Origin of the sequence: Streptomyces sp. NPDC026659 (genome assembly GCF_040638245.1) — a bacterium.
Classification (GTDB): domain Bacteria; phylum Actinomycetota; class Actinomycetes; order Streptomycetales; family Streptomycetaceae; genus Streptomyces.
Genome location: NZ_JBEZXY010000020.1, coordinates 17,153 through 31,911 on the forward strand (window position 1 = coordinate 17,153; position 14,759 = coordinate 31,911).

The 14,759-nt window shown below is 70.5% G+C and carries 6 protein-coding genes, 1 tRNA gene and 1 rRNA gene; 1 reads left to right on the top strand and 7 read right to left on the bottom strand.

The window, feature by feature from the left end:
- Positions 1-16: 16 nt before the first annotated feature.
- From AB0E91_RS31235 to AB0E91_RS31250, 4 genes are all read right to left on the bottom strand, one after another.
- Positions 17-859: a RodZ domain-containing protein gene (locus tag AB0E91_RS31235; protein ID WP_361788680.1), complete on the bottom strand. Its 843-nt coding sequence runs from the start codon at positions 857-859 to the stop codon at positions 17-19.
- Positions 860-1,151: 292 nt separating this feature from the next.
- A complete protein-coding gene (locus AB0E91_RS31240; protein ID WP_361788682.1) occupies positions 1,152-3,890 on the bottom strand; it encodes a DNA translocase FtsK in 2,739 nt (912 codons plus the stop codon).
- 137 nt (positions 3,891-4,027) lie between these two features.
- Positions 4,028-4,708: a response regulator gene (locus AB0E91_RS31245; protein WP_361117289.1), complete on the bottom strand. Its 681-nt coding sequence runs from the start codon at positions 4,706-4,708 to the stop codon at positions 4,028-4,030.
- Between the two features lie 295 nt (positions 4,709-5,003).
- Positions 5,004-10,478, bottom strand: coding sequence for a HAMP domain-containing protein (locus AB0E91_RS31250; protein ID WP_361788685.1), 5,475 nt, complete (start codon positions 10,476-10,478; stop codon positions 5,004-5,006).
- A gap of 441 nt (positions 10,479-10,919) precedes the next feature.
- On the opposite strand from AB0E91_RS31250, the gene AB0E91_RS31255 reads away from it, so the two are divergent.
- Positions 10,920-13,670 carry a SpoIIE family protein phosphatase gene (locus tag AB0E91_RS31255; RefSeq protein ID WP_361788687.1) on the top strand — a complete coding sequence of 917 codons (2,751 nt, stop codon included), beginning with the start codon at positions 10,920-10,922 and terminating at the stop codon, positions 13,668-13,670.
- Between the two features lie 67 nt (positions 13,671-13,737).
- On the opposite strand, the gene AB0E91_RS31260 is transcribed toward AB0E91_RS31255, so the two are convergent.
- The 3 genes from AB0E91_RS31260 to rrf all read right to left on the bottom strand — a co-directional run.
- Positions 13,738-13,810, bottom strand: a tRNA-Thr gene (locus tag AB0E91_RS31260).
- Between the two features lie 87 nt (positions 13,811-13,897).
- Positions 13,898-14,557, bottom strand: a complete 660-nt coding sequence (locus AB0E91_RS31265) for a DegT/DnrJ/EryC1/StrS family aminotransferase (protein WP_361788693.1) — start codon at positions 14,555-14,557, stop codon at positions 13,898-13,900.
- A 114-nt stretch (positions 14,558-14,671) separates the two neighbouring features.
- Positions 14,672-14,759, bottom strand: a 5S ribosomal RNA gene (gene rrf / locus AB0E91_RS31270); the annotation flags it as partial.

Genomic DNA, 14,759 nt, shown 5'->3' on the forward strand with positions numbered 1-14,759 from the left:
GTCACCCCCGGAGAAGTCATCCCACCTCGGGGTCGCCCTTGGTGTAGGTCAGGCGCTCCACGGCGCCCGGCCGGAAGTCGGCGTCGATCTTCTTGCCGTTGACGTACAGCTGGATCGCCCCGGCGTCGCCGAGGATCAGGTTGATCTTGGAGCTGTCCTGGAAGGTCTTGGACTGGCCCTTGCCGAGCAGCCCGTCGAAGAGCATCCGGCCGTTGTGGTCCTTGGCGGAGATCCAGCTGCGCCCGTCGACCGCGCTGACCTGGACGGTCACCTTGTCCTGGGGGGCGGCGGCGATGGCGCTGTCGGACGGGTCGGACTTCGGGACGACGGGCTTGGCCGTGGTCGGCGTGGCGGTCGGGGACTTGGTGACGGTGGGCGAGGGGCTGGCGTCGGTCGCCTGCGTGTCGGCGCCGTCGCCGTCGCCCTTGAAGGCGGTGAAGCCGACGAAACCGATCACGACGACGATCGCGGCGACCATGGCGGCCGTCCAGTTGGGCCCCCGCCGTTCGGGTCGGATGCGCTCGGCCTCGAAAAGCGGCGCGGCCGGAGTGGGCGCGGGGCGGCCGCCGTGCTCGGCGTCGAACTGCTCGACCAGTGGCGCGGGGTCGAGGTGCACGGCGCGGGCCAGTGTGCGAATGTGCCCACGGGCGTACACGTCGCCGCCACAGGGCGCGAAGTCGTCGGCTTCTATGGCGTGCACGATGGCGAGACGGACGCGCGTGACGTCGCTGACGTCGCTCACCGTCAGACCGGCGGCGAGGCGCGCCTTCTTGAGGGCATGACCGACGGAGGGACGCTCTTCGTCGGGTACGTCGTGGAACGGACGCTCGTCTTCGGGGGAGTTGCTGCCGATGGACACGGGGGCGCCTTTCGAGCGTGTGAGCCACCTGTGCTGGAGGTTCAGTCTAGGCGGGGTGCGAAAGGGTGGGGCAAGCGGGCGACGGGACTTTGTACGCCATCGGAATGGCCGCTCGGCCCGACGGCGGGACGGGGGAGTCGGCCCCCGAAGGAAACCTCTACCCCGCATCTCGCTCAACTTGACGTACTGCGAAGGGAAACGGTTGCTCATCGAGATCTAACGGGTGGATCACGGTGATGCCGCCACCCGGCGCAACAACGACACGCCGGGTGGCCTGTTCTCCTTCGGCGTGTTAACCCTCGGACTCCCCGCGGATGACGGCGAGCACTCCGTCCAGTTCGTCGGGTTTCACGAGAACGTCACGTGCCTTCGAACCCTCGCTCGGACCCACGATGTTCCGGGACTCCATGAGATCCATCAGCCGGCCCGCCTTGGCGAAGCCCACGCGCAGCTTGCGCTGGAGCATGGAGGTGGAGCCGAACTGCGTGGAGACGACCAGCTCGGCCGCCTGGCAGAGCAGGTCGAGGTCGTCGCCGATGTCCTCGTCGATCTCCTTCTTCTGCTTGGTGCCCACGGTGACGTCGTCCCGGAAGACCGGCGCCATCTGGTCCTTGCAGTGCTGGACGACGACCGCGACCTCTTCCTCGGTCACGAACGCGCCCTGCATACGGGTCGGCTTGTTGGCGCCCATGGGGAGGAAGAGGCCGTCGCCCTTGCCGATGAGCTTCTCGGCGCCGGGCTGGTCGAGGATGACGCGGGAGTCCGCCAGCGAGGAGGTCGCGAAGGCCAGCCGGGAGGGCACGTTGGCCTTGATGAGACCGGTGACCACGTCCACGGAGGGCCGCTGCGTGGCGAGCACCAGGTGGATGCCTGCCGCGCGGGCGAGCTGGGTGATGCGCACGATCGAGTCCTCGACGTCGCGCGGGGCGACCATCATGAGGTCGGCCAGCTCGTCCACGATCACCAGCAGATACGGGTACGGCTGCAGCTCGCGCTCGCTGCCGGGCGGCGACGTGACCTTGCCCTCGCGCACCGCGCGGTTGAAGTCGTCGATGTGCCGGTAGCCGTAGGCGGCGAGGTCGTCGTAGCGCAGGTCCATCTCGCGCACGACCCACTGGAGGGCCTCGGCGGCCCGCTTGGGGTTGGTGATGATCGGCGTGATCAGGTGCGGGATGCCCTCGTAGGCGGTCAGCTCGACGCGCTTGGGGTCGACCAGGATCATCCGCACGTCGTCGGGGGTCGCGCGCATCATGATCGAGGTGATCAGGCAGTTGATGCAGGACGACTTGCCGGAGCCGGTCGCACCGGCGACCAGCATGTGCGGCATCTTGGCCAGCGAGTGCATCACGTACCCGCCCTCGACGTCCTTGCCGAAGGCGACCAGCATCGGGTCGTCGTCCTCGGCGGACTCCGCGAGGCGCAGCACGTCGCCGAGGTTGACCATCTCCCGGTCGGTGTTGGGGATCTCGATGCCGACCGCCGACTTGCCGGGGATCGGGCTGATGATCCGCACGTCCGGGCTGGCGACGGCGTACGCGATGTTCTTGGTGAGCGCGGTGATCCGCTCGACCTTCACGGCGGGGCCGAGCTGGACCTCGTAGCGGGTGACCGTCGGGCCCCGGGTGAAGCCGGTGACGTCGGCATCCACCTTGAACTCGCTGAACACCGTGCGCAGCGAGGCCACGATCGCGTCGTTGGCCGCGCTGCGCGCCTTGCCGGGGCCGCCCCGGGTGAGCAGGTCGAGGGAGGGCAGCGCGTAGGTGATGTCCCCGGCGAGCTGGAGCTGTTCGGCGCGCGCGGGCATCTCGCGGGGCGCGGGCGGGGCCGCCTTGGTGAGGTCGGGGACACTGCCGGAACCCGAGGAGCTGCCGGAACCCGAGGAGGTGTCCCGTCGCGGCCGGGCGCCCGGCACCGGCGACGGCGTCGGCACCGGCGTCGTCTCCTCGCGGTCGCCCACGCTCACGCCCTGGGTGAGGTCGGCGACCACCGGGGAGGGCGGCATCCCGTGCAGCACGGCCCCGTCGAGAGCGGCGGCGGCCGCGGCGGCGACATCCACCGCGTCCATCGGCCGCTTCCCGTCGGGCTGGGGCACGGCGGAGCGCCGGGGGCGGCTCCGGCGGCGCGCGAGGGCGTCCTCCTCGGCGCTGCCCGGGTCGTGCTCCGCAGGGGCACCCCGGCGGGTCCGGGGGCGCCCGGGGGCGCTTTCGCGCCAGTCGTCCTCGTAGGCGTCGGCGTCCTCCGTGCCGTCGTCCGCGTAGTCGTGGACGATGCCCAGGCGCACCCCGAGCGCGCGCAGGCGCTGCGGAACGGCGTTGACCGGGGTCGCGGTGACGACGAGCAGCCCGAACACGGTGAGCAGCACCAGCAGCGGCACGGCGAGCACGGCGGTCATGGTGTACGTCAGCGGGGTCGCCGCGGCCCAGCCGATGAGGCCGCCCGCGTCCCTTATGGCCCGCATCCCGTCGCTGCGGGCGGGCGAGCCGCAGGCGATGTGGACCTGGCCGAGGACGCCGATGACGAGCGCGGACAGGCCGATCACGATCCGCCCGTTGGCCTCCTGCTGCTGCGGATGCCGGATGAACCGTACGGCGATCACCGCGAGCAGGATCGGGACCAGCAGGTCGAGGCGGCCGAAGGCGCCGGTGACCAGGATCTCCACCAGGTCGCCGACCGGGCCGCGCAGATCGGCCCAGGTCCCGGCGGCCACGATCAGCGCGAAGGCGAACAGCAGGAGTGCCACGCCGTCCTTGCGGTGGGCCGGGTCCAGGTTCTTCGCACCCTGCCCTATGCCCCGGAAGACGGCGCCGACCGCGTGCGCGAGCCCCAGCCAGAGGGCGCGCACGAGCCGGTACACGCCCCCGGTGGGGCTGGGTGCGGGCTTCGCCGGCGCGGGCTTGCGCGCCGGGGCCTTCTTGGCGGCCGCCTTCTTGGCCGGGGCCTTCTTCGCGGGGGCCTTCCTCGCCGGAGCCTTCGCGGGAGCGGCCGCCTTTCCGGCGGGCTGCTTCTTGGCTGCGGAGGGACGTGAGGCCATGGGTGTGAGGTTACCGGTGAGGACGACAGCGGACACGTGTGCCCAGGGCTTCACCCGTTCGTGTCGCCCTTGCCAGGGCACGGAACTGACGTGGCCTCATGGCCGGTCGCCCGGGGCGGGCGCCGGCTCCCGGCACGTCAGTTCTGCGGCGGCAGCGGCGCGCCCCCGCCGTCCGCGCCCGGCTCGAGCGCGTCCAGCGCGCGCCGCAGTCCGGTGAGCTTGCGCTCCAGATGGGCGGCCGTGGCGACCGCCGCCGCGTCCGCCGACTCCTCGTCCAGCTGCTTGGAGAGCGCCTCGGCCTGCTCCTCGACGGCCGCGAGTCGCGCGGACAGCTCCGCGAGCAGCCCGGCGGGCTCCTTGCCGCCGACCGCGCCCTTGCCGCCGCCCTCCAACTGGAGCCGCAGCAGCGACGCCTGCTCGCGCAGCTGACAGTTCTTCATGTACAGGTCGACGAACACGGACACCTTGGCGCGCAGCACCCAGGGGTCGAACGGCTTGGAGATGTAGTCCACCGCGCCCGCCGCGTACCCCCGGAAGGTGTGGTGGGGGCCGTGGTTGATCGCGGTCAGGAAGATGATCGGGATGTCCCGTGTCCGCTCCCGCCGCTTGATGTGCGCGGCGGTCTCGAAACCGTCCATGCCCGGCATCTGAACGTCCAGCAGAATGACCGCGAAATCGTCCGTGAGCAGTGCTTTGAGCGCTTCCTCCCCGGACGATGCCCGCACCAGCGTCTGATCGAGCGCCGAGAGGATGGCCTCCAGCGCCAGCAGATTCTCCGGCCGGTCATCGACCAGGAGGATCTTGGCCTTCTGCACCATGGCCCGCCCTCCTCGCCCCGGCGGTACACCGGGCGCCGCCCCAGGGGACGACTCCCTTTCGCCGCCCGTCCTTGTGCCGGTCATCGTAGCCGCACCCCGCCCGTCGCCACACCCTGTCACCGTGATGTCACTGTGCACGGAGCGGAAACGCGGGCCGGGCCCGGAACGTTCCCGGAATCCGGGATTCCGACACCTGCCGGGGAGGTGAGTCCTCGGTCACATCCCGTTCTGTCACACCGTCACCGGGGCGCGCGGCCCTGTCACTCCGGCCCCGGCCGCCGGATCGCCCCGGCTCTCAGCCGCCGTTGGACTCCGGCCGCATCCACTGTCGCATGACGCTCAGCAGACTGTCGGGGTCCACCGGCTTGGTGACGTAGTCGGAGGCGCCCGACTGAAGCGCCTTCTCCCGGTCGCCCTTCATCGCCTTGGCGGTGAGCGCGATGATGGGCAGCCCCGCGAACTGCGGCATCCTGCGGATCGCCGTGGTGGTCGCGTAGCCGTCCATCTCCGGCATCATGATGTCCATCAGCACGACCACCACGTCGTCGTGCTGCTCCAGCACCTCGATGCCCTCACGGCCGTTCTCGGCGTACAGCACCGCCAGTCCGTGCTGCTCGAGGACGCTGGTGAGCGCGAACACGTTGCGCACGTCGTCGTCGACGATCAGCACCTTCTCGCCGCCGAACCGCACGGCGGCCTCCGGCCGTACCTCGCCCTCCCGCTGCTCCGAGGGCGCCTGCGAGAGCTCGAGCCGGGGCTCGGGCGCCGTGGCGCGACGGCGCCGCCGGAAGAGCGCGGCGGGCCCGTTCTGCGTCTCCCGGTACGACTTCACCTCGGCCGGGGTCTCGGTCTCCGCCGCCGACAGCTGCGAGGACACCCGCGCCTCGGAGGCGGCGACCAGCTCGCCGGCCTCCAGCTGCGGCACGGACTGCTGGTAATAGCCCTGCGGCGGAAGGCCGTTCAGGTGCAGCGGCAGGTACAGCGTGAACGTCGAGCCGCGGCCCGGCTCGCTCTGCGCGTAAATCTCGCCGCCGAGCAGCTGGGCGATCTCGCGGGAGATCGAAAGACCGAGCCCGGTGCCGCCGTACTTGCGGCTGGTCGTGCCGTCGGCCTGCTTGAACGCCTCGAAGATCACCCGCATCTTGCTCGCGGCGATCCCGATGCCGGTGTCGGTCACCGAGAACGCGATCAGCGGCGCGTCCGGATCGGTCAGCGACCCCGCCTCCAGCAACTGCTCCCGGATGGACTGCGGTACGTCCGTCCCGGCGGGCCGGATCACCAGTTCCACCGAGCCCGAGTCGGTGAACTTCACCGCGTTGGACAGCAGGTTGCGCAGCACCTGGAGCAGCCGCTGCTCGTCGGTGTGCAGGGTCGCGGGCAGCTCCGGGGAGACCCGCACCGACAGGTCCAGGCCCTTCTCCGCCGTCAGCGGCCGGAAGGTCGCCTCCACGTAGTCCACCAGCTGGACCAGCGCGATCCGCGTCGGCGAGACGTCCATCTTGCCCGCCTCGACCTTCGACAGATCGAGGATGTCGTTGATCAGCTGGAGCAGGTCCGAGCCCGCGCCGTGGATGGTCTCGGCGAACTCCACCTGCTTCGGGGAGAGGTTGCTCTCCGCGTTGTCGGCGAGCAACTTGGCAAGGATCAGCAGGGAGTTGAGCGGTGTACGCAGCTCGTGCGACATGTTGGCGAGGAACTCGCTCTTGTACCGCATCGACACCGCGAGCTGCTCGGCCCGCTCCTCCAGGACCTGCCGCGCCTCCTCGATCTCGGTGTTCTTGACCTCGATGTCGCGGTTCTGCCGGGCCAACAGCTCGGCCTTCTCCTCCAGTTCGGCGTTGGACGACTGGAGCGCCTTCTGCCGGTTCTCCAACTCGGCCGACCGCTCGCGCAGTTGCTCGGTCAGCTCCTGCGACTGGGCCAACAGCTGCTCGGTCTTGGTGTTGACCGAGATGGTGTTGACGCTGGTCGCGATCATCTCCGCGATCTGGTTGAGGAAGTCCCGCTGGATGTGGGTGAACTTGGTGAACGACGCCAGCTCGATCACCCCGAGCACGTTGCCCTCGAAGACCACCGGCAGCACGATCAGCTGCGCGGGCCGCGCCTCACCGAGCCCCGACGTGATCTTGAGATAGCCCGCCGGAGGCTCGACGAGCAGCGTGTGCTTCTCCTGCGCCACCGCGCCGATCAGCCCCTCACCGGGCCGGAACGACGTCGGCATCGCCCCCGTCGTGCAGCCGTACGAGCCCAGCAGACGCAGCTCGTACCCGTCCTCGGACTCACCTCCGGCGTCCTGCCCCTCCATCAGTGGCATCGCCAGGAAGAACGCGCCGTGCTGCGCGGAGACCACCGGCGTCAGCTCGCTCATGATGAGCGAGGCCACGTCCTTCAGGTCCCGGCGGCCCTGCATCAGCGCGGAGATCCGGGCCAGGTTGCCCTTGAGCCAGTCCTGTTCGTTGTTGACGATCGTGGTGTCGCGCAGGTTGGCGATCATCTTGTTGATCGAGTCCTGGAGCACCTGGATCTCGCCGGAGGCGTCCACGTCGATCTTCAGGTTCAGATCGCCGCGCGTCACGGCCGTGGCGACCTTCGCGATCGCGCGCACCTGCCGGGTCAGGTTCCCGGCCATCTCGTTCACCGACTCGGTCAGGTCGCGCCAGGTGCCGTCCACGTCCCGCACGCGCGCCTGGCCGCCGAGGATGCCCTCGGTGCCCACCTCGCGGGCGACCCGGGTGACCTCCTGGGCGAACGACGACAGCTGGTCCACCATCGTGTTGATCGTCGTCTTCAGCTCCAGGATCTCGCCCCGGGCGTCGATGTCGATCTTCTTGGTCAGATCGCCCTTGGCGATGGCCGTGGTCACCATGGCGATGTTGCGCACCTGGCCGGTGAGGTTGGACGCCATCCCGTTCACCGACTCGGTGAGGTCCTTCCACGTGCCCGCCACACCGGGAACGTGCGCCTGACCGCCCAGGATGCCGTCCGTACCCACCTCGCGGGCCACCTTGGTCACCTGGTCCGCGAACGAACTCAGCGTCTTCACCATGATGTTGATGGTGTCCGCGAGCTGCGCCACCTCACCGCGCGCCTCGATGGTCACCTGACGGGTCAGGTCGCCGTTGGCCACCGCCGAGGCGACCTGCGAGATGTTCCGCACCTGCATGGTCAGGTTGTTGGCCATCAGGTTGACGTTGTTGCTCAGGTCCTTCCAGATGCCCGTGACACCCGGCACATGCGCCTGGCCGCCCAGGATGCCCTCGGTGCCCACCTCACGGGCCACCCGGGTCACCTGCTCGGCGAACGACGACAGCTGGTCGACCATCGTGTTGACCGTGGTGACGAGTTCGAGGATCTCGCCCTTGGCGTCGACAGTGATCTTCTTCGACAGGTCGCCCTTGGCCACCGCCGTCGTCACCTCGGCGATGTTGCGCACCTGGATCGTCAGGTTGTTCGCCATGAAGTTCACGGACTGCGTGAGGTCCTTCCAGGTGCCCGAGACACCCTGGACCTCGGCCTGGCCGCCGAGGATGCCCTCCGTGCCCACCTCACGGGCGACGCGCGTGACCTCCTGCGCGAACGACGACAGCTGGTCCACCATCGTGTTCAGCGTGTTCTTCAGCTCCAGGATCTCCCCGCGCGCGTCCACGGTGATCTTCTGGGAGAGGTCACCGCGCGCCACCGCCGTCGCGACCTGCGCGATGTTGCGCACCTGGCCGGTCAGGTTGCCGGCCATGCCGTTCACCGACTCGGTGAGGTCCCGCCACACCCCGGCCACGCCCGGCACCTGCGCCTGACCGCCGAGCCGCCCCTCGGTGCCCACGTCACGGGCGACCCGGGTGACCTGGTCGGCGAAGGCGGAGAGCTGGTCCACCATCGTGTTGATGGTGTTCTTCAGCTCCAGGATCTCGCCGCGCGCGTCCACGCCGATCTTCTGCGACAGATCGCCGCGCGCCACGGCCGTCGTCACCTGGGAGATGTTGCGCACTTGCATGGTCAGGTTGTTGGCCATGAGGTTGACGGAGTCCGTCAACTCCTTCCAGGTGCCCGAGACGCCGTCCACCCGGGCCTGGCCGCCGAGCCGTCCCTCGGTGCCCACGTCACGGGCCATCCGCGTCACCTGGTCGGCGAAGCTGGAGAGCTGGTCCACCATGGTGTTCACGGTGTTCTTCAGCTTGAGCATCTCGCCGGAGACGTCGACGGTGACCTTCTGCGAGAGGTCGCCGTTGGCCACCGCCGTGGTCACCTGGGCGATGTTGCGCACCTGACCGGTCAGGTTGCGGAACGCGGTGTTGACGGAGTCCGTCAGGTCCTTCCAGGTACCGGCCGCGCCGGACACCTGGGCCTGACCGCCCAGCTCGCCCTCGACCCCGATCTCCCGCGCGACCCGGGTCACCTCGGCACCGAACGCCGACAGCTGGTCCACCATGCCGTTGACGGTGTTCTTCAGCTCCAGCATCTCGCCGGCCACGTCCACCGTGACCTTCTGCGACAGATCGCCGTTCGCCACGGCGGTCGTCACGGCCGCGATGTCCCGCACCTGCGTGGTCAGGTTCCGGAAGACCGTGTTGACCGAGTCCGTCAGGTCCTTCCAGGTGCCCGCCGCGCCCGGCACATTGGCCTGGCCGCCGAGCCGTCCCTCGGCGCCGACCTCGTTGGCCACGCGCGTGACCTCGTCCGCGAAGATCCGCAGCGTCTCGGTCATCTGGTTGATCGTCTCGGCGAGCTGCGCGACCTCACCGCGCGCGGGCACGGTCACCTTCTGGGACAGGTCACCGTTCGCGACCGCCGTCGTCACCTGGGAGATCCCGCGCACCTGGGCGGTGAGGTTCCCGGCCATCGTGTTGACGGAGTCGGTCAGCTCCTTCCACACCCCGGCCACCCCGGGCACCTGCGCCTGGCCGCCCAGGATGCCCTCCGTGCCCACCTCACGGGCGACACGCGTCACCTCGGAGGAGAAGGACGACAGCTGCTCCACCATCGTGTTGACGGTGTTCTTCAGCTCCAGCATCTCGCCGGCCACCTGCACGGTGACCTTGCGCGAGAGATCACCGCTCGCGACCGCCGTCGTCACCAGGGCGATGTCGCGCACCTGCGCGGTCAGCCGGTTCGCCATGGTGTTGACGGACTCCGTCAGGTCCTTCCAGGAACCCGACATGCCCCGCACCTTGGCCTGCCCGCCGAGCTTGCCCTCGGTGCCGACCTCGATGGCGACCCGCGTCACCTCGTCGGTGAACGTGGAGAGCTGGTCCACCAGGTTGTTGACGGTCCGGCCCACCTTCAGGAACTCGCCCCGCAGCGGATGCCCGGTCCCGTCCGGCGCCTCGGTGCGCAGATCCATGCGCGGCGACAGATCGCCCTCCGCGACCGCCGTCAGCACCCGGCTGACCTCCGAGACCGGCCACACCAGCTCGTCGACCAGCGCGTTGGAGTTCTCCACGGCGGCCGCCCACGAGCCCTCGCAGGCGCCCGTCTCCAGCCGCTCCGTCAGCTTTCCCTCACGGCCGACCATGCGCCGTACCCGGGACAACTCACCGGTCAGATGCAGATTGCGGTCGGCGACCTCGTTGAAGACCGCCGCGATCTCCGACATCACCCCGTCGCCGGACACCGTGAGCCGCTTGCGGAAGTTGCCGTCCCGCATGGCCTCCAGAGCCGACAGCAACCGGTTCAGGGCAGCCGTGTCCACGACGGTGGTGCCCCCGCCCCTCCGCGCGGACGGTCCGCCCTTCGCGCGCGTCTTCGTGCCCCGCGTCGCTGCGCCAGACTCCACTGTGTCCCTCCCGGAGGGGTAGACCGTCACTGCCGTGCCCGGCGGCGCCGGCCCGGTGCGCCGCCGGCCGGCGCACCGGATTGCTTCCGCGTACAAGTCACCGCCCGGCCCGCAGGACCGCCCGGTACTTCTGCCGATACCGCTGTCCGCGAAGTTCCGGCCGCACCAGGGGCTGCTGCCCACCGCTCATGGAACACACGCGGGGTGCGGCCGGACCTTCATCAAAATCCTGCCCAGTGTTTCACCCCGGCCGAACCAGGCCATAACAGTTCGGCAGCTTCGCACATCGTCCGCACACCCTGGGGGGTAAACACCGGTGACCGGCATCCGCTCGGACGGCGAAGGTAAGTAACCTTGCACGGGGCTGTCCAGCCGCACCGGCCCGGCCGGCCCGAACGCCGAGACGACGAAGAGCGGTTATCGGAGGGGCGGCCGCGGAGCATGACCGGAGCGATCCCGGGGGAACAGCCCCCCGAGCAACGGCCGACGGGCGAGCCGATGCCGCGACAGCGGCGCGAGCCGGCCGGCCCCATCGCCTTGCACGTAGACGACAGGTCAGGGAGTTCTGTGATCACCGCGCGCGCGGCCGCCAGCTTCGAGCCCGTGGGGCGTTCGGTCGCGACCGCCCGGTCCTTCGTCCGCGACACCCTCCAGGGCTGGGGCTTCGCCGACATCGTCGACGACGCCGTGGTCCTCACCAGCGAACTGGTGACCAACGCCGTCGTCCACGCGGGCACCGAGGCCGAGGTCCTGTGCCTGCGCACCGAACCCGGCGTACGCATCGAGGTCTCCGACCGCTACCCCGAGCGCGAGGTCCCGCTGCAGAGCGCGCACGCGGTCATGGGCAGCCCCGACCGCGAGGGCGGCCGCGGCCTCCAGCTCTGCGCGGCCCTCGCCTCCCGCTGGGGCGTGGAGTACACCTCCACCCACAAGAACGTCTGGTTCCAGCTCGACCTGCCCGAACGCGCGCTCGGCACCCGGACCGCCGGGCCCGCCCTGCCCATCGATCTGCTGCCGACCGCCGACGGCCGGGTCCGCGTCGCCGTCCTCCAGATCGACCGCAAGGGCTCGGTCAGCGCCTGGAACGAGGACGCCGAGGAACTCTTCGGCTACGCGGCCGACGAGGTCGTCGGCAAGCCCCTCACCGACCTCGCTGCCTGGCCGCACACCCCCGGCACCGGCACCGGCATCGCCGAGGCACTCCAGCTCTCCCGCTGGGAGGGCAGCTACGGCGTCCGCCGCGCCGACGGCCGCGTCACCCCCGTCTACGCCTCCCACCTCAGAGTCCGCGACACCGGCGGCGAGCCCTCCACCGTCTGCCTCCTGGTCCGCGACCACGAGCGCGCCGTCCTCCAGACCCCCTCCCGCGTGCCCGCGGGCGACCAGGGCGGCGCCGAAGGGCCGAGCGCCGACCCCTTCGAGGTCTTCATCGGCTCCCCCGCCCCGGACGACCTCGACGGCCTCCTCCAGCGCACGGTCGAGCGCGCCCGCGACATGCTCGACGGCGACTCCGCCTTCCTGCTGCTCGCCACCGACGACGAGACCGAGCTGGAGGTCCGCGCCTCCACCGGCCTGCCCTCCGCCCGCCAGCGCTTCGCCCGCGTCCCCGTCGAGGCGGGCCCCGGCCGCTACGGCTCGGCGCGGATGCCCGCCGTCCACGAGGACCTGACCGCCGTACCCGGCGCGGTGCCCCTCCTCGCCGGCACCGGAATGCGCTCGGTCGTCACCGTGCCGCTCAAGGTCGAGGGCCGCCTCACCGGCTCCCTGGGCGTCGCCGCCGAGGGCCCCGGGCGCTACTCCAACGAGGAGGCGCTGCGCCTGCAGTTCGCCGCCGACCGCATCGCCCTGGCCGTCGAATCGGCCCGCCTCGGCGAACTGGAGCGGCTGCGCCGGGGCTCGCTGAGCTTCCTGGTCGAGGCGTCCGACCTCCTGGCGGGCACCCTCGACCGCGACCAGACGCTGGCCCTCATGGCCCAGATGACGGTGCCGACCCTGGCCACCTGGTGCGCGGTCTACACGATCGCCGACCCGGCCTCCGACCCGTATCTGTCGTACGTCCTCCACGAGGACGAGGAACTCATCGACGGCATCAAGTCCCTGCTGTCGAAGATCCCCCCGCCCGAGCCGGTCCTGACGCCCGGCGCCCAGGTCTGGCCGCTGCCCGGCGAGGTCGCCCACCAGGCTGCCCTGCGCAGCTCCATGCGCAGCCTCGGCCTGGCCGGCGGTCCCGCCCAGCAGCTCACGGCGAGCATCGGCCCCACCCTGGCGACGGCCTCCGCCGTCGGCGGCGAGACCGTGGTCCTCCCGCTGGTCGCCCGCAACCGCGTCATCGGCATGCTGACCCTCGGCAAGCCCGCGGACGAACACTTCCGCCAGGAGATCCTGGAGCTGGCCGAGGACCTCTCCCGCCGCGCCGCGCTCGCCCTGGACAACGCCCGCCTGTACTCGGAGCGCACGGCCATCAGCCAGTCCCTCCAGCGCAGCCTGCTCCCCCCGGGCCTGCCGCACATCGACGGCGTCGAGGTCGACGTCATCTACCGCGCGGCCGGCGAGGGCAACGAGGTCGGCGGCGACTTCTACGACCTCTTCCCGATCGGCGACGGCGCCTACGGCTTCGCCATCGGCGACGTCTGCGGCACCGGCCCCAACGCGGCCGCCGTCACCGGCCTCGCTCGCCACGCCCTGCGCCTGCTGGCCCGCGAGGGCCTCAGCGGCCCGGCAGTCCTGCAGCGGCTGAACTCCGCGATCCTCGACGAGGGCGACCGCAGCCGCTTCCTCACCCTGCTCTACGGCGAGTTGCGCCCTCAGGCCAACGGCGGCGCCGAGATGAAGGTGGTCTGCGCGGGCCACCCGCTCCCGCTGCGCCTGCGTCAGGACGGCACGGTCGAGACCGCCGCCGAACCCCAGCCCCTGCTCGGCGTGATCGAGGACCTCGAGCTGTACGAGGAGACGGTCACCCTCGACCCCGGCGACGTGCTGCTGTGCGTCACGGACGGCGTCACCGAACGCCGCGAGGGCACCCGCATGTTGGGCGACGACGGTCTCGCCGACGTCCTCACCACGTGCACGGGGCTCACCGCGGGCGCGGTGGCCGCCCGCATCCTGCGCGCCGTGGAGCGCTTCGCCTCCGACGCCCCGTCCGACGACATGGCCATCCTGGCCATGCGGGTTCCGGGCCTTCAGCAGGACTGAGGCCCGGGGCCACCGGCCCCTGGACATGAAAAAGACCCCGCCCGAATGGGCGGGGTCTTTCTGGCTGAGCCCCCAAACGGAATCGAACCGTTGACCTTCTCCTTACCATGGAGACGCTCTGCCGACTGAGCTATAGGGGCCTTGTCGCTTTCGAGGCTTCCCTCGCGGCGACAAGAAGATCGTACCCCGAACACGCACGGGTTCCCAAATCCGTTCGGGCCCGATCATCAAGCGGGCTGAAGAAGTCCCCCAAGTGCGTTGCAGGCGGCAGCGATCCGGTGCATGTCCCGCTTCGTCAGCGCGGCCTCCACGGGCAGCGCCAGCGTCTCGTCGGCGGCCCGCTCGGTCTCCGGCAGCGACACACAGCGCCGGAATCCGGGCATCCGGTGGACGGGCGTCCGCACGGGCACCCGGCAGTCAACTCCCCTGGCCCGCAAGGCACGCGCGAACGCGTCCCGGTCCGGCCTCCCGTTGCCCGGCACCCGCACCACGTACTGCTGATAGGTATGCCCGTCCCCCCCGGCGGGAGTGCGCACCCCCTTGAGCCGCGCGTCGAGATACGCGGCCCGCTCCCGACGGGAGGCCGGTTCGTCGTACGGCGTCTCGGACTCGCCGTGCTCCAGCACGAACAGCCCGTGCCGCGCGGCGACCTCCCCCAACGCCCCGGTGTCCGCCTGCCGTCCGAAGCGATGCACGACAACGAGGGCCGCGGTGCGCGGAGTTACCGCCGCCTCCACGGCAGCGGCGTCCAGGCAGTAGGTGACGGGGTCTATGTCGGCGAAGGCCGGCACCGCGCCCGCCCGGGTCACGGCCTCGGCGATCTCCGCGTTCCCGAAGGCCGGTACGACGACCTCGTGACCGGCGCCCACGCCGGCGGCCCTGAGCATTTCAGCGGTAGCCATGGGCCCCATGCTTCGCGGGCAATGTGAACGTAAAGTGAAGCAAAACAAAAAAGGGCTGGTCCCTGAACCGAAGTTCAGGGACCAGCCCTATCAAAAGGAGTTCGGCGGCGTCCTACTCTCCCACAGGGTCCCCCCTGCAGTACCATCGGCGCTGTGAGGCTTAGCTTCCGGGTTCGGAATGTAACCG

Coding starts and splice junctions, on each gene's coding strand:
- AB0E91_RS31240 (WP_361788682.1), bottom strand. CDS start 3,890: ATGGCCTCACGTCCCTCCGCAGCCAAGAAGCAGCCCGCCGGAAAGGCG.
- AB0E91_RS31245 (WP_361117289.1), bottom strand. CDS start 4,708: ATGGTGCAGAAGGCCAAGATCCTCCTGGTCGATGACCGGCCGGAGAAT.
- AB0E91_RS31255 (WP_361788687.1), top strand. CDS start 10,920: ATGACCGGAGCGATCCCGGGGGAACAGCCCCCCGAGCAACGGCCGACG.
- AB0E91_RS31265 (WP_361788693.1), bottom strand. CDS start 14,557: ATGCTCAGGGCCGCCGGCGTGGGCGCCGGTCACGAGGTCGTCGTACCG.